Below are 14,757 nucleotides of genomic sequence, written 5' to 3'. Positions count from 1 at the left end.
ATGACCAAAAGCGCCGACACGCACTGCCCTTACTGCGCCCTGCAGTGCGCCATGACGCTCACGTCCCCTGCGGGACTGACCCCGGCTTCCGAGCCGGGGTCAGTCCCCGTGCCGGCTGAATCCGCGGCGCTGGCCGCTGCGGACGCCACCCTTCTGAAGGCCCCCCTACTCGAAGTGAGCGGCCGCGACTTCCCCACCAACCGTGGCGGACTCTGCCGCAAAGGCTGGACCTCAGCCACGCTCCTGAACCACCCCGGACGGGTCACCGAACCCCTGCTCAAAGGGGCCGACGGCGTCCATCGCCCCATCGGCTGGGACCAGGCCCTGGCGCTGGTCACCACCGCCGTGAAGGACACGCAGGCACGCTACGGCAAGGACGCCGTCGGGGTCTTCGGCGGCGGCGGCCTCACCAACGAAAAGGCCTACATGCTAGGCAAGTTCGCCCGCCTGGCCCTTGGCACCTCACGCATCGACTACAACGGCCGCTTCTGCATGTCCTCCGCCGCGGCCGCCGGGATGCGCGCCTTCGGCCTGGACCGCGGCCTCCCGTTCCCGCTGACAGACCTGGACTCCGCCAGCACCATCCTGATGCTCGGCTCCAACGTCGCCGAAACCATGCCGCCGTTTGTGCAGCACCTCCAGGGCGCCCGCGACGCCGGCGGGCTGATCGTGGTAGATCCCCGCCGTTCAGCCACGGCAAAATTCACGGCCGACGGCGGCGGACTTCACCTCCAGCCCCTGCCGGGCACCGATCTCACCCTTCTGCTGGGCCTCTCGCACGTGATCATCCACGAGGGCCTGGCAGACGAAGACTTCATCGCGGCACGCACCACCGGCTATGAAGCCGTGGTCCGCAGCGTCAACTCGTTCTGGCCCGAACGCGTCCAGTCCCTCACCGGCGTCCCGGCGGAGCTCATCCGGGAAACCGCCCGCAGGCTCGCCGACGGCGCGGGCAAGGGCGGCAGCTACATCCTTACCGGACGCGGTGTGGAGCAGCACGTGGACGGCACGGACACCGCCACCGCCGCGATCAACCTCAGCCTCCTGCTGGGCCTGCCCGGCTCGCGCCGCAGCGGCTACGGCACCCTCACCGGCCAGGGCAACGGCCAGGGCGGCCGCGAGCACGGCCAGAAGGCCGACCAGCTCCCCGGCTACCGGAAGATCACCGACCCCGCCGCCCGCGCCCACATGGCCGGCGTCTGGGGCGTCCCCGAAGAAACCATTCCCGGGCCGGGACTCCCAGCCGTCCAGTTGCTGAAGTCGCTGGGACAGCCCGACGGCGTCCGGTGCCTTTTTGTGCACGCCTCCAACATCGCGGTGGCCTCCCCCGACGCAAACGCCGTCATCGCCGGGCTCCGCAGCCTGGACTTCCTGGTGGTCTGCGACTTCTTTATGTCCGAGACGGCCGCCGAAGCCGACCTGATCCTCCCGGTCCTGCAGTGGGCCGAGGAGGAGGGCACGCTCACCAACCTCGAGGGGCGCGTCCTCCGCCGCCGCCAGGCCCTGCAGCCGCCGGCCGGCGCACGCAGCGAACTGTGGATCATGGCCCGGCTGGCAGAAGCGCTCGGGGCCCCGTCCACGTACAGCGAAGATCCGGAAACCGTCTTCGAGGAGCTGCGGCTGGCCTCGGCCGGCGGGCACGCCGACTACTCCGGCATCGATTACGCCATGCTGGACCGCGGCGAAGCTGCCTACTGGCCGTACCCCGTAGGGAGCACCGGCACGCCCCGGCTCTTCCTGGACACGTTCGCCCACGCCGGCGGCAAGGCGGTCATGACCCCGGTGACGCCCCGCCGTCGTCGTACGCCGGCCCCCAATCCGGACCCGGCCGCGAAAACCATGACCCTGATCACCGGGCGCCTCCTGGAGCACTACCAGTCCGGGGCGCAGACCCGGCGGGTGTCCGAGCTGCTGGCCAGCCAGCCCGAGGCGAAGATGCAGATCCACCCCGCCGCAGCGGCCGCCATGGGCATCACCGAGGGTGCTTTTGTCTCGGTGGCCAATGAACGCGGTGAGGTGGTCTGCCGTGCGGAACTCAGCACCGCGATCCGGCCCGAGACAGTCTTCCTGCCGTTCCATTTCCCGGAGCTTGAAAGCGCCAACCGCCTCACCGAGGCGGTGACGGATCCCATATCCGGGATGCCCGAATTCAAGTTCAACAAGGTGTGGGTCCGGGCGGTCGCAACCGGACTTCAGAACAGTGTTCTTCAGACATCGGAGGCCTCATGAGTGAGCAGATTGTCATTGTTGGTTTCGGCCCCGTGGCTGCCCGGCTGATCGATGAACTGTTGCCCGCGGTCCGCGACGGGCACGTCAGCCTCACAGTCGTGGGCGAGGAAGCCGAGGCCGCGTACAACCGTGTGCTGGTGGCCGATCTTGGGGTCGGACGCACCACTGCCGATGCCCTGGCCCTCTCTGACGCCGCAGCCCTGGCCGAAGATGGCGTGGACGTCCGGCTTGGCGTGCGCGTCCGCCGCGTGGACCGCGCCCGCCAGCAAGTGCTCCTCACCGACGGCACCTCGGCCCACTATGAGCGGCTGGTCTTCGCCACCGGTTCCCGGCCCGTCATCCCCAACCTGACCGGCATCAACCCCGATCCCGCCTCCCCAGTCCTTCCGGCCGGCGTCACAGCCCTCCGGGACCTTCGCGACGCTGCAGTGCTCAAACAGGCAGTCGACGGCGGCAAGCGCGTGGTGGTGCTGGGCGGCGGTGTCCTTGGGCTCGAAACAGCCCTCGCCGCTGCCGAGGAAGGTGCCACCGTCACGGTGGTGCACAACGGGCCGCACCCGCTGGGGCGCAACATCGACCGCGGCGGCGGGGCGGTCCTCGCGGCCAGCCTGCGCCGGTGCGGCGTCCGGATGGCCGGCAACGCCCGGTCCACCGGGGTGGAGCACAACGCGCCCGACGGCGGGTTCTCGGCGCTGCTGCTCAATGACGGTTCGGCGATCGACGGCGATCTCCTGGTCCTCTCCTGTGGCGTCCGTCCCCGGACCGAGCTCGCGGAGGGCTGCGGCCTGTCCACCGGTACCGGCATCCTGGTGGACCACCGGCTGCGTGCCCACCACGAGCCGCACATCTTCGCGATCGGCGACTGCGCCGAGGTCCGCTGCCCGGACCCCGCCTGCGGTGAATGCCGCACGGCGAAGGGCCCGTCCGGCCTGGTGGGACCCGGGTGGCGGCAGGCAGAATGGCTGGCCGAATACCTGACGCTGCTGGCCACCGGCACGCAGGAGGAAGCCGACGCGCTGCAGGAGCTGCCCCAGGAACAGGCCGCCGTGATTGTGCTGAAGGCCCGTGGCATGAACATGGCTGTGGCCGGCGACAACGGTGCCGAGCCGTGGGACGAAGAAGTGCTCACCGCGGGCGCCGTGAACGGCCGGCCGCGCCTTCAGATCGCCCAGTGGGCCGATCCGGAACACGGCCGCTACGTCAAGATGACCACGCGCGGCGGAGTGCTGGAAGGCCTGGTGGTCGTGGGCATGCCGCGGACCGCCGCGGAGCTAGTGGGACTGTTTGAGCGTGGCGCGGAGCTTCCGGCTGACAGGTCATTGCTCCTGCGCCTGGATGGCCCGGACCAGCTGGCCGCGTCCGGTCCCGCGGATCCGGCTGGCACCGTGTGCCGCTGTGCCGGAGTCAGCGGGGCCAAGATCCAGGGTGCCGTGGCGGATGGCTGCTCCACCGTGGCCGAGGTGTCCAAGGCAACCCGCGCCGGCACCGGCTGCGGCGGCTGCCACGAGGACATCAAGGGGCTCATCGAAAAACACTTCCAGGCGGCTCCCGCCGCCTGAAAGCATGGGTAGCTGAGCCCCAGGGTGTTGTCCAGATCGAAGAGGACAGCTCGAATTTCCACCCACCAAGCGTAGCGGCCGGTGTGCTTTCTCGCCCGGGCCCTGGTCTGGGCAGGCCCTGCTCTACGCCGGGGCCTTGGGGATCATGATCCACAGCGCGATGTAGACCAGCTCGCCGATCCCCACCAGGCCAAAGATCACAAACCCGAGCCTGACCAGGAACTTCGGGATCCCGAATCGGGCTGACAGGGCGGCACAAACCCCACCGATGATTTTTCCGCTGCGCGGCCGCTCCAGAGCTGTAGTCATGCCCGCCACGCTACCCGAGATTGCCGGCGATGGAGACTGCCGGGTCCCTCGGGTTTCGGCAGGCTCAACCACCGGTACTTACATGCGGACGTGCAGGCGCCGCGCCGCTTCCGAGATGGAACCGCTCAGTGACGGGTACACAGTGAAGGTGCTGGCGACGTCGTCGACGTGCAGCTTCTGGGTGACCGCAAGGGAGATGGCGAAGATCAGCTCGGAAGCGTTCGGCCCCACCACAACACCGCCAATCACGGTGCCAGAGCCCTTACGGGCGAAGATCTTGACGAAGCCGTCCTTGTGATTGCGCATTTTGGCGCGGGCATTGCTCTTGAGCGACAGCTTGACGATGTCGCCCTGGTATTTGCCGGACTGGATCTCGGCCTCGGAGACGCCCACGTTCGCGATCTCGGGTGAGGTGAAGATGTTCGACGCCACCTGGTGAAGCTTGAGCGGCATAACGCTGTCGCCCAGGAAATGGGCGATCGCGATCCGGCCCTGCATTGCGGCCACCGAGGCCAAAGCCAGCACGCCGGTGCAGTCGCCGGCGGCGTAGATGTTCGGCGCCGTGGTGCGGGAGACGCCGTCGACCTTTATATGGCCGCTCTCGGTGAGGGCCACGCCGGCCTCTTCAAGGCCGATGCCCGCGGTGTTCGGGATGGAGCCCACGCAGACCAGGCAGTGGCTGCCGGTGACTTTCGATCCGTCACCAAGGGTGACCACCACGCCGTCGTCGGTCCGCTCGACGGTTTCGGCACGGGCGCGGGACAGGACCCGCACACCGCGGCGCTCGAAGACTTCCTCCAGCACCTCCGCGGCGTCGGTGTCCGAGCCGGGCAGCACCCGGTCACGGCTGGAGATCAGGGTGACTTTGGAGCCCAGGCCGTTGTAGGCCGAGGCGAACTCGGCACCGGTGACACCGGAGCCCACGACAATCAGTTCCTCGGGAAGCTCGTCAAGGTTGTAGATCTGCGCCCAGTTCAGGATGCGTTCCCCGTCCGGCCGCGCGGTGGGCAGCTCGCGGGGATGCGCGCCGACGGCCAGCAGGATGGTGTCCGCTTCCACGATTTCGGTGCCGTCAGCGGTCAGGACCTCGATGGTGTGGTTGTCCAGGAGCTTGCCCGAACCAAGCAGGATGCGGACGTTTTGGTGCTCAAGTCCGGTGGAGATGTCGGTGGACTGTTGGCGGGCAAGGCCCAGCAGGCGGTCGTTGATGTGTTTGAGGTCGGCGCGCATCGCCGGCACAAAGTCGCCGCCGTCGACGTCGAACTTCACTCCCAGCTCGCCCGCCTCACCGACGCGGGTCATCAGATCCGCCGTCGCGATCAGGGTCTTGGAAGGCACGACGTCGGTCAGCACGGCGGAGCCGCCCATGCCCGCGCGTTCGATGATGGTGACCTGCGCCCCCAGCGAGGCAGCGACCATAGCGGCTTCGTATCCGCCGGGGCCACCTCCGAGGATTGCGATCCGGGGTGAGCTGAAATCAGGGTGCGTAGTCACAATCAACCATTCTCGCGCATCTGCGCAGGGACCACCAATAACGAGTGCCCCGTCACGGTGCCGTCTGCGGCCCGGCGCGACGCTGTTGCCACTGTGCACAGCGGCACCAGCACGATAACTTGTACCAGTGAGTAATACAGACTTCCAGAACACGGACCCTTTCGCCGCCGCGCGCTCTGCCGCTGAGTACATCGCGCAGGAGACCGGGGTGGACAATCACGACGTCGCTCTCGTCCTGGGCTCAGGCTGGGCCGAAGCCGCCGACCTCATCGGCGAGACCACCGCCACCCTGACCGCCGACACCGTCCCGGGCTTCCACGCCCCCGCGGTCGAAGGGCACGTCGGCACCATCCGCTCCGTCCTGACCAAAGAGGGCAAACGCGCGCTGGTCCTGGGCGCACGGACGCACTACTACGAGGGCAAAGGCGTCCGCGCCGTGGTCCACGGCATCCGCACCGCTGCCGCTGCCGGCTGCAAAACCCTGGTCCTCACCAACGGCTGCGGAGGGCTGAACGAAAGCTGGACGCCGGGCACCCCGGTCCTCATCAAAGATCACATCAACCTCACCGCCACGTCCCCGCTTGAAGGCGCAACGTTCGTTGATCTGACGGATCTGTACAGCCCGCGCATCCGTGCCCTCGCCCGTGAAGTGGACTCCTCGCTGGAGGAAGGCGTCTATGCCCAGTTCAGCGGACCGCATTACGAAACACCGGCCGAAGTCCAGTACGCCAAGCGGATCGGCGCGGACCTGGTGGGCATGTCCACTGCTTTGGAAGCGATCGCCGGCCGGCACGCAGGCATGGAAGTGTTCGGAATTTCGCTGGTCACCAACCTCGCGGCCGGCATCAGCGCCATGCCGCTGAGCCACCAGGAAGTCATCGAGTCCGGCCAGGCCGCCGGACCGCGCATCTCCAAGCTGCTGGCGGGCATCATCGCCAAGCTTTAGGACAACGCGGGGTCACTTAGCGCCCATCCGAGGCTTCCCATGGGCGTTTAGTGACCCCGCGTTGATGTAGGGCTGGTCAGGTTCGCGGACCGACGAGCTGCAGGACGGTGGCCTCCCGGGCCTCGGGAAACCGGCGCTCGATGGACTGGGCGATCCCGGCAATGCTCTGCCGGGACAGCTCAGTCCGCCATGTGACTTCGGCGTGGCGCATGGTCTGCGAAATAAGGCAGGTGCGGGCGTAGTCGGCGTCCATGCTCGCGCCCGGGGCGTCCTTGGCGATGCCTTCGCACCGGAAGGCATGGTTCTTTCCTTCGATGGCCAGGACCACATCAAGGACGGAAATCCGGTCCGGACGCCTGGCCAGCGAGAAGCCGCCCCGCGGGCCGGACACCGAGGTCAGGATCCCGGCCCGCACCATGGCCTGGAGCTGCTTGTTCAGGTACGCGGCGGGAAGCTTGTAGAACTCGGCCAGCCGTGCGCTGCTGACGGCCTCCCCCGGCGCGGTCCAGGACATGTTGACGCAGCTATGCAGCCCCCACTCAACGCCCTGCCCCAGTTTCATATTCGCGACATTACTTGTCCAGAAAATTTACTGCAAGGATTTCGCTGCTTTCCGCTGTCACGGGCGAGTGTTCCGGCACAGTTCCTGGAGCAATGACGATAGCGTTGACCGCATGACGTCCTCCGATGCCGCTTCCTTGTTCAGCCACGCCCGCGAATGGGCGGCCAAAGATCCGGATCCCGCCACAGCCGCAGAGCTCACAGAGCTGCTGCAACTCGCGGAGGAGGGCTCGCCCGCAGCGTCGCAAGAGCTCGCCGACAGCTTCAGCGGCACGCTGCAGTTCGGCACCGCAGGCCTCCGCGCCGCCTTGGGCGCTGGGCCGAACCGGATGAACCGCGTCGTGGTGCGCCGCGCCGCCGCCGGCCTCGCCATCTTCCTCGTTGATGCGGTGGGTGAGGCCGCGCCCGGGACCCGGCCACGCGCCGTCGTCGGCTATGACGCCCGCTACAACTCGGACATCTTCGCCGAGGAAACGGCGGCCATCTTCACGGCCGCCGGGATTGAAACTTTCCTGATGCCGTCCGCGCTGCCCACCCCGCTGCTCGCTTTCGCCGTGCGGGCCCTCGATTGCGACGGCGGCGTGATGGTGACGGCAAGCCATAATCCTCCGCAGGACAACGGATACAAGGTGTACCTGGGCCGCCATGCCGTGGAGGACAGCGGCCGCGGTGCGCAGATCGTGGCGCCCTACGACGCCCGGATCGCCGCGCGGATCGATGCCGTGGGCGCCCTGGAAACCATCACCCTTGCCGCGGACGGCTGGACGGTCCTGGATCCGTCGGTTGCGGCGGATTATGAACGCGCGACGGCGGCACTCGCTGATGCGGCCCGCTTCCCGTCCCGCGACCTGCGGATTGTCCTGACCCCCATGCACGGCGTCGGCGGCGAAACTGCCGTGGCAGTGCTGAAAGCTGCCGGCTTTGCCGATGTCACCCTGGTGGCCGAACAGGCTGAGCCGGATCCCGACTTTCCCACGGTGAACTTTCCCAATCCGGAGGAACCGGGCGCCTTGGACCTGGCATTGGAAACCGCCGCCCGCGTCGACGCCGATATCGTCCTGGCCAACGATCCGGATGCGGACCGCGCAGCCGTGGCGGCGAAGGATCCTGACACCGGCGCCTGGCGCATGCTGCGCGGCGACGAGGTGGGCGCGCTGCTGGGAGCGCACATTGTGGCCCGGCTGGCAGCCGGCACCGGCAGTACGGTTGAAGCAGGCAGTGGCGAAGGGCCCGGCGTCTTCGCCAATTCGATTGTGTCCTCGCGACTGCTCTCGCGCATCGCCTCGGCGGCCGGGTACGAGCATGAGGAAACGCTGACCGGGTTCAAATGGATTTCCCGGGTGCCCGGGCTGGTCTACGGCTACGAGGAAGCCCTGGGCTATTGCTGTGCTCCGGAACTGGTCCGGGACAAGGACGGGATCTCTGCCGCGGTCCTCATCGCGGAAATGGCCGCCGCTGCCAAGGCGGACGGAAAGACCATCTTCGACACCCTGGATGAGCTCTACCTTCAGCACGGGCTGCACGCCAGCGACCAACTGAGCATCCGAGTGGCGGATCTTGGCCTGCTGGACGCCATGATGAACCGGCTCCGGGTGAGCCCGCCCCATTCGTTCGGTTCGTCCGCTGTTGAAACCTTCGTGGACCTGGCCGAAGGGAGCGAGCACTTGCCGCCCACCGATGGCCTGCTGTATCTGACCCGGGACGAGACCCGGGTCATCATCCGGCCCAGCGGCACCGAGCCCAAGCTTAAGTGCTACCTGGAAGTCATCCTCCCGGTTGAGTCAGCGGCCGAACTGCCGGAAGCCCGGCAGGCAGCCCGGACCGCCCTGGACAATGTGCTCGGCGATGTCCGCGAGGCCCTCGGGCTCTAACGTTTCGACCCGCCCTTCGCGTAAGGACGGCCGCGCCCCGCATGACCGTTGCTGGCCCACACCGCTATTGCGGGGCAGGACAGCTCAACGCAGGTCGGCCGGATCCTTGGCCTAGACCGCGACTTCGATGAAACCGTCGGAAATGCGGGTGCTGAACGTTTCCAGGCGCACCGCGGCGGTTCCGAAGCATTCGCCGGTTTCCAGGTCGTAGACCTCTTTGTGCAGCGGCGAAGCGATGGTGGGGCGGGTGCCGCGTGAACCCAGAATGCCGCGGGCCATTACGTGGGCGCCGGTGGCCGGATCTTCCTGGGCCACCGCAAAAACCTCACTGGGGCCGGTCCGGAAGAGTGCCACCTGGCGGCCTTCAATGAGCGCTGCTTCGCCCCAGGCAAGCTCTAGCTCGTCCACGGCGCAGACCCGGTGCCAGGTAACGGTATCGGCGGCGAGCGCCCCAAGTTCCAGTGTTGCCGTCATGTCCGGCTCCTCTCCCCGTGCTTGATTGGCCACCTCTATGGCCATACCAAACAACTTAGGCAACGGGTGTTTCAAAGGCGTGCAGTGAATGTGTCCAGCGCGTAAAAGAGACCTCACCCGATCGGAAACGCGTTCGTGATGCAGAAGTTAAGCCTACGAAACATAAGGGAAACTGAAGCGAAACTGCGGCTACCTAGTCTGGATGGACACACCTCGTCAGAGAAAGTCGCAGAACATCGTCTGCGGCACATGCGAAAGGCCCACAGTGACCGAACAGACTTCAAGCCAGACGGCAACGCGCCGGATCGTCGTCGCCGGTGGCGGCCCTGCTGCCCACCGCTTCGCCGATGCCATGCACACCCGGGGCCTTGAGGGCTGGGACGTCACGGTCCTCACGGAAGAAGCCCACCTCCCGTACGACCGCGTGGCGCTCTCCAAGGCACTGACGGACAGCAGCGTGGACCTCACCTTGGGCTCTGCCTCAATGTGGGACCACGACTCCCTGACTCTGAAGACCGGCGAGCGCGTGGTCAAGATCAATGCCGAAGCAAAGACGGTTGAGACCGCTGCCGGCAGCATCTTCGAATACGACGACCTGGTGGTCGCCACCGGCTCGAATGCCGCACGCCTCCCCATCCCCGGCGCCGAGCACACGCACGTCTACCGCACGCTCGAAGACGTCTGGGCCATCAACGAGGCCATTACCGGGCTCACGGAGAAGCTGGGCCGCAAGGTCAACGCCGTCACTATCGGTGGAGGCCTCCTCGGACTCGAATCGGCCGCCGGCACGGAGCAGCTGGGCGCCAACCCGATCGTCATCGACGGATCGCAGTGGCTGATGGCCACACAGCTGGACGAAGGCGCTGGCCAGGCAATGGGCCGGCTCATCAAGGCCAAAGGCTTCGCAGTCCACGGCGGCGTGTTCCCTTCGGAAGTATTGTCCGACGACGACGGCCAGGTCACCGGTGTCCTCATGGCAGACGGCCGCATTATCGACGCTGACCTCGTGATCGTCGCCATCGGCGTCCGGCCGCGCGATGAACTCTTCCGCGCAGCCGAAGGGGAAGAGCAGGTGTTCAGCCTGGGCCAGCGCGGCGGCGTGGTCATCAACGACTTCTGCGCCACCGAGGTGGAAGGCATCTGGGCCATCGGTGAGGTCGCCAACTACGGTGGCATGTGCCTGGGCCTCGTTGCACCGGCCAACACCATGGCGGAGATCGTGGCAGACCGCCTCCACGGCGGCCAGGCAACGTTCCCCGGCTTCGATACTGCCACCAAGCTCAAGCTCTCCGGCGTTGACGTTGCCAGCTTCGGTGACGGGTTCGCCAAGACCGAACACTCCCTTGAAATCGTCTATGCCGACCCCGCCCGCGGTGTCTACCAGAAGATCGTCACCACCGACGACGCAAAGACCCTCCTGGGCGGCATCTTCGTAGGCGACGCTTCCCCGTACATGAGCCTGCGTCCGCTCCTGGGCCGCGAGCTCGCTGCTGAACCCGGCGCTTACCTGAGCGCGGCCGGCGGCGGCGACGCTCCGGAATCCGAACTCCCGGACGACGCCATCCTGTGTTCCTGCAACAACGTGGCCGCCGGCACCATCCGCGACACCATCAACGGCTGCGGCGCCTGCGACGGCAACGCCCCCGTCCAGGAACTTGGCGAGCTCAAGGGCTGCACCCGCGCCGGAACCAGCTGCGGTTCCTGCGTCCCGATGCTCAAGAAGCTGCTGGAAACCGAACTCACCAAGTCCGGCGTCGAGGTCTCCAAGGCACTCTGCGAGCACATCGAGCTGTCCCGCCAGGAACTCTTCGACGCCATCCGTGTCCTGGAAGTGACCTCCTTCGAAGAGATCATGGCCAAGTACGGCACCGGCGCCGGCTGCGACATCTGCAAGCCCACCATCGCCAACATCCTGGCCAGCCAGAACAGCGCCTACGTCCTTGACGCCGGCCGCGGCACCCTGCAGGACACCAACGACCGCGCCCTCGCCAACATGCAGAAGGACGGCACCTACTCGGTGGTCCCCCGCATCGCTGGCGGTGAAATCACCCCCAAGAAGCTCGGCGTCATCGCCGCCGTGGCCGAGAAGTACAACCTGTACACCAAGATCACCGGCGGCCAGCGGATCGACATGTTCGGTGCCCGGCTGGAAGAGCTCCCGGAAATCTGGAAGGAACTGGTGGACGCCGGCTTCGAATCCGGCCAGGCGTACGGCAAGAGCCTGCGCACCGTGAAGTCCTGCGTCGGTTCCACCTGGTGCCGCTTCGGTGTCCAGGATTCGGTGGCCATGGCCATCCAGCTGGAGCTCCGGTACCGCGGCCTCCGCAGCCCGCACAAGCTCAAGATGGGCGTCTCCGGCTGTGCCCGTGAATGCGCCGAGGCCCGCGGCAAGGACGTCGGCGTGATCGCCACGGCCGACGGCTGGAACCTCTACGTCGGCGGCAACGGCGGTGCCACCCCGGCCCACGCCCAGCTCCTAGCCAAGGACCTCGACGACGAAACCCTGCTTAAGTACATCGACCGCTACTTCATGTACTACATCCGCACGGCGGACCGCCTTCAGCGCACCGCGCGCTGGCAGGAAGAACTCGACGGCGGCATCAGGCACGTCGAGGACGTGGTGGTCAAGGACACCCTGGGCATCGCCGAGGAACTTGAAGCCGCCATGGCCAAGCACGTTGACACCTACGTGGACGAATGGGCGGACACCCTCAAGGACCCCGAGCGCCTGCGCCGGTTCCGGTCCTTCGTCAACGCGCCAGACCAGAAGGATGACTCCATCACCTTCGTCTCCGACGAGCGTGGCCAGATGCGCCCTGCCCCCGCGGAGGAAAAGAGCCGCGCGGTCCAACAGCCGGTCCTGATCGGCGCCTCCATCCCCATGCGGCCCCGCGCCGAGAACGAGGTATAGCCATGCAGCTCAGCATCGATCTCACCGGCCGCGAAGTCCTGGTCACAGGCTCCGACCACGCCGCGCGCCAGGCGGTCCGCCGCTTCGTGGCCGCGGGCGCCGTCGTCTACCGTCTCAGCACCCCTGCGGGTGCAGCGCATGACGGGCCGCTCCCTGAGCGTCCTTTCCTGGTCGCAGCGGTCGACGACGGCCAGCCCGGCTGGGAGGCCCTGCTTGAGCGGTGCCGTGTCACCGGCATTCCGGTGGCGGCCGAGCCGGCCGCCGGTCCCATCGGCCACGTCACCCTGGTGGGTGGCGGACCCGGCACCACCGAGCTGCTGACCGTCGCCGCCGTCAAGGCCCTCCGCGACGCGGACGTGGTGTTCTTCGACCGGCTGGCTCCGTGCCAGGACCTGCCGGAGCTGACCTCGGCCGAACTGGTGGATGTGGGGAAGAAGCCCGGACACCACAAGGTGGGCCAGGCCGACATCGAGAAGCTGATGGTCGCCGCCGCCCTGGAAGGCAACAACGTGGTCCGCCTCAAGGGTGGCGACCCCTATGTCTTCGGCCGCGGCGGCGAGGAAGTGGCCTCCTGCGTGGCGGCGGGCGTGCCCGTCCGAGTCATCTCCGGCGTCACCAGCGCGATCTCCGTGCCGGCGGCCGCCGGCATTCCGGTCACGCACCGCGAGGTCAGCCACATGTTCACCGTGGTCTCCGGCCACGCGCCGCTGACCGAAAAGGAACACACGCACCTGGCCGGTCTGGGCGGCACCATTGTGGTCCTGATGGGCATCGGCACCCTGCACCAGCTCGCGGCCGGGCTCCGCAAAGCCGGTATGCGCCCCGATATGCCCATGGCCGTCGTCGAACGCGGTTACCGCCCCGGCCAGCGCACCACCATCGCGGACTTGGGCACCATCACCTCGGCCGCTGCCGGGTGCAGCAATCCCGCCGTGCTGGTCATCGGCGAGGTGGTTCGCGTGGCGGAAGCCAACCGTGGGCATGCTGAGGCCGCCGCCGACCTCGACCGGCTGGCGGCCTCGCTGCTCGGTTCATGAAAGGATTGACCCCCATGACCGCACTGGCACCCGGTGAGCCCGCCCAGCTTGAAGAGACCTCAGGGCCGGAGGCCTCGGACTCCCCGCTGGAGGGCTTCCGCATCGGAGTCACCTCGCACCGGCGCTCCCGGGACCTCATCGAGGCCCTGGAACGCCGCGGCGCGGAAGTTCTGCACGCACCGGCCCTCAAGATCGCCCCGGTGCAGGAGGACATCCGCCTCATCGAGGACACCAAGGCCATCATCGCCGCGCGCCCGGACCTGTGCATCGCCACCACGGCGTACGGCATGCGCCGCTGGTGCGAAGCTGCCGATTCCTTTGGGATCGGTGAGCAGCTGCTGGAAACCCTCGGGGCGTGCCGGATGTTCGTCCGGGGCCCCAAAGCCCGCGGCGCCGTCCGCGCGGCCGGACTCGCCGACGTCGGAATCAGCAGCGACGAAACCACCGCAACGCTGGTGGACATGCTGCTCGCCGAAGGCGTGCGCGGCAAGACTGTGGCCGTGCAGCTGCACGGCTACACGGACGTCCGGCAGCTGGAACGGCTGCGTATGTCCGGCGCCACCGTCCTGACGGTCACCCCCTACCGCTGGGTAAAGCCCGACGGCGAAGACAGGCTCCCGCGCCTCATCGAGGCTGTGTGCAGCGGCAACCTTGACGTGCTCACCTTCACCAGCGCCCCCGCCGTCGACGCCGTGTGGAGTACAGCCCACGAAATGGGCGTCTACAAGCAACTCATCGAAAGCCTCAAGTCCAACGTCACCACGGCAGTGGTGGGGCCCGTCACGGCCCAGCCCCTGCTCGACGCCGGTATCTCGCCGCTCGTTCCGGAACGGTTCCGGATGGGCGCCCTCATCCGGCTGGTGTGCGAGCACCTCGCCCTGAACCATGTGCGGCGGCTGGACACCGCGTCCGGCAACCTTGAGCTGCGCGGCCGCAGCCTGCGGGTCGACGGAGCGCAGGTTGAGCTGGCGCCTGCGCCGCTGCTGCTGCTGCGTGCCCTCCTGGGGGCCGGTGGGGCCGTGCTTTCCCGGGAGTCGCTGTCGGAGCTGCTCGAGCTGAAGGGCTCGGTCCACGCCTTGGACATGACTGTCAGCCGCCTGCGGTCATCGCTGCCGGACGGCCGCCTGGTGGAGACGGTGGTCAAGAGGGGTTACCGGATCCGCGTCTAGGGACGCGGGCTCCGGCCGCCTTTGTGTCATTCCGGAGCGTAGTGAGAGGTGCGTCACGGGTTCTGTTACCGGCCGGTAAACGTTGGCGAACAAAGGGCATTCTCCCAGCAACAGCGGGGAAACACGCCTGAAAAGCCCGCCGCCTACGCTGGGATTCATCACGAAGTCCCGGCCGCTCCAGCGGCCGCCAGCGAAAG

At 67.5% G+C, this 14,757-nt stretch carries 11 protein-coding genes; 7 read left to right on the top strand and 4 right to left on the bottom strand.

The window, feature by feature from the left end:
• Positions 1-2,229: a molybdopterin oxidoreductase family protein gene (locus NG696_RS06675; RefSeq protein WP_252574874.1), complete on the top strand. Its 2,229-nt coding sequence runs from the start codon at positions 1-3 to the stop codon at positions 2,227-2,229.
• Positions 2,226-3,788: an FAD-dependent oxidoreductase gene (locus NG696_RS06670; RefSeq protein WP_252574872.1), complete on the top strand. Its 1,563-nt coding sequence runs from the start codon at positions 2,226-2,228 to the stop codon at positions 3,786-3,788. The genes NG696_RS06675 and NG696_RS06670 overlap by 4 nt, the downstream gene beginning before the upstream one ends.
• A gap of 123 nt (positions 3,789-3,911) precedes the next feature.
• Here NG696_RS06670 and NG696_RS06665 read toward each other — a convergent pair whose 3' ends face one another.
• Both NG696_RS06665 and NG696_RS06660 read right to left on the bottom strand, forming a co-directional pair.
• Positions 3,912-4,097, bottom strand: coding sequence for a PspC domain-containing protein (locus tag NG696_RS06665; RefSeq protein WP_252566255.1), 186 nt, complete (start codon positions 4,095-4,097; stop codon positions 3,912-3,914).
• Positions 4,098-4,175: 78 nt separating this feature from the next.
• Complete coding sequence (locus NG696_RS06660; protein WP_252566258.1) at positions 4,176-5,591, bottom strand: NAD(P)H-quinone dehydrogenase; 1,416 nt, start codon at positions 5,589-5,591, stop codon at positions 4,176-4,178.
• Between the two features lie 127 nt (positions 5,592-5,718).
• On the opposite strand from NG696_RS06660, the gene NG696_RS06655 reads away from it, so the two are divergent.
• The gene (locus tag NG696_RS06655; protein WP_252566261.1) at positions 5,719-6,537 is read left to right on the top strand and encodes a purine-nucleoside phosphorylase; all 819 of its coding nucleotides are present in this window, start codon (positions 5,719-5,721) and stop codon (positions 6,535-6,537) included.
• Positions 6,538-6,613: 76 nt separating this feature from the next.
• Here NG696_RS06655 and NG696_RS06650 read toward each other — a convergent pair whose 3' ends face one another.
• The gene (locus NG696_RS06650; RefSeq protein ID WP_252566264.1) at positions 6,614-7,099 is read right to left on the bottom strand and encodes an RrF2 family transcriptional regulator; all 486 of its coding nucleotides are present in this window, start codon (positions 7,097-7,099) and stop codon (positions 6,614-6,616) included.
• A gap of 112 nt (positions 7,100-7,211) precedes the next feature.
• Here NG696_RS06650 and NG696_RS06645 point away from each other — a divergent pair, with 112 nt between their 5' ends.
• The gene (locus NG696_RS06645) at positions 7,212-8,969 is read left to right on the top strand and encodes a phospho-sugar mutase (protein WP_252566267.1); all 1,758 of its coding nucleotides are present in this window, start codon (positions 7,212-7,214) and stop codon (positions 8,967-8,969) included.
• A 111-nt stretch (positions 8,970-9,080) separates the two neighbouring features.
• On the opposite strand, the gene nirD is transcribed toward NG696_RS06645, so the two are convergent.
• Positions 9,081-9,443, bottom strand: coding sequence for a nitrite reductase small subunit NirD (nirD, locus tag NG696_RS06640; protein ID WP_252566269.1), 363 nt, complete (start codon positions 9,441-9,443; stop codon positions 9,081-9,083).
• Between the two features lie 265 nt (positions 9,444-9,708).
• On the opposite strand from nirD, the gene nirB reads away from it, so the two are divergent.
• Genes nirB through NG696_RS06625 form a run of 3 tightly spaced genes read left to right on the top strand, consistent with a single transcriptional unit; the run spans position 9,709 to position 14,560 of the window.
• Complete coding sequence (gene nirB / locus NG696_RS06635) at positions 9,709-12,354, top strand: nitrite reductase large subunit NirB (RefSeq protein WP_252574870.1); 2,646 nt, start codon at positions 9,709-9,711, stop codon at positions 12,352-12,354.
• A gap of 2 nt (positions 12,355-12,356) precedes the next feature.
• Entirely contained in the window at positions 12,357-13,391 is a 1,035-nt protein-coding gene (cobA, locus tag NG696_RS06630) for a uroporphyrinogen-III C-methyltransferase (RefSeq protein ID WP_252574868.1), read from the top strand.
• Between the two features lie 14 nt (positions 13,392-13,405).
• Positions 13,406-14,560, top strand: a complete 1,155-nt coding sequence (locus NG696_RS06625) for a uroporphyrinogen-III synthase (RefSeq protein ID WP_252574866.1) — start codon at positions 13,406-13,408, stop codon at positions 14,558-14,560.
• Positions 14,561-14,757 lie beyond the last annotated feature (197 nt).

The organism is Pseudarthrobacter cellobiosi (assembly GCF_023913755.1).
In the GTDB taxonomy this organism is placed as follows: domain Bacteria; phylum Actinomycetota; class Actinomycetes; order Actinomycetales; family Micrococcaceae; genus Arthrobacter; species Arthrobacter cellobiosi.
This window is presented reverse-complemented; position numbering and strand designations above follow the sequence as displayed.

Bases quoted from the DNA above. Each gene is read 5' to 3' on its own strand.
- NG696_RS06645 (WP_252566267.1), top strand. From the start codon at position 7,212: ATGACGTCCTCCGATGCCGCTTCCTTGTTCAGCCACGCCCGCGAATGG.
- nirD (WP_252566269.1), bottom strand. From the start codon at position 9,443: ATGACGGCAACACTGGAACTTGGGGCGCTCGCCGCCGATACCGTTACC.
- NG696_RS06650 (WP_252566264.1), bottom strand. From the start codon at position 7,099: ATGAAACTGGGGCAGGGCGTTGAGTGGGGGCTGCATAGCTGCGTCAAC.
- NG696_RS06675 (WP_252574874.1), top strand. From the start codon at position 1: ATGACCAAAAGCGCCGACACGCACTGCCCTTACTGCGCCCTGCAGTGC.
- NG696_RS06670 (WP_252574872.1), top strand. From the start codon at position 2,226: ATGAGTGAGCAGATTGTCATTGTTGGTTTCGGCCCCGTGGCTGCCCGG.
- cobA (WP_252574868.1), top strand. From the start codon at position 12,357: ATGCAGCTCAGCATCGATCTCACCGGCCGCGAAGTCCTGGTCACAGGC.
- NG696_RS06665 (WP_252566255.1), bottom strand. From the start codon at position 4,097: ATGACTACAGCTCTGGAGCGGCCGCGCAGCGGAAAAATCATCGGTGGG.
- NG696_RS06625 (WP_252574866.1), top strand. From the start codon at position 13,406: ATGACCGCACTGGCACCCGGTGAGCCCGCCCAGCTTGAAGAGACCTCA.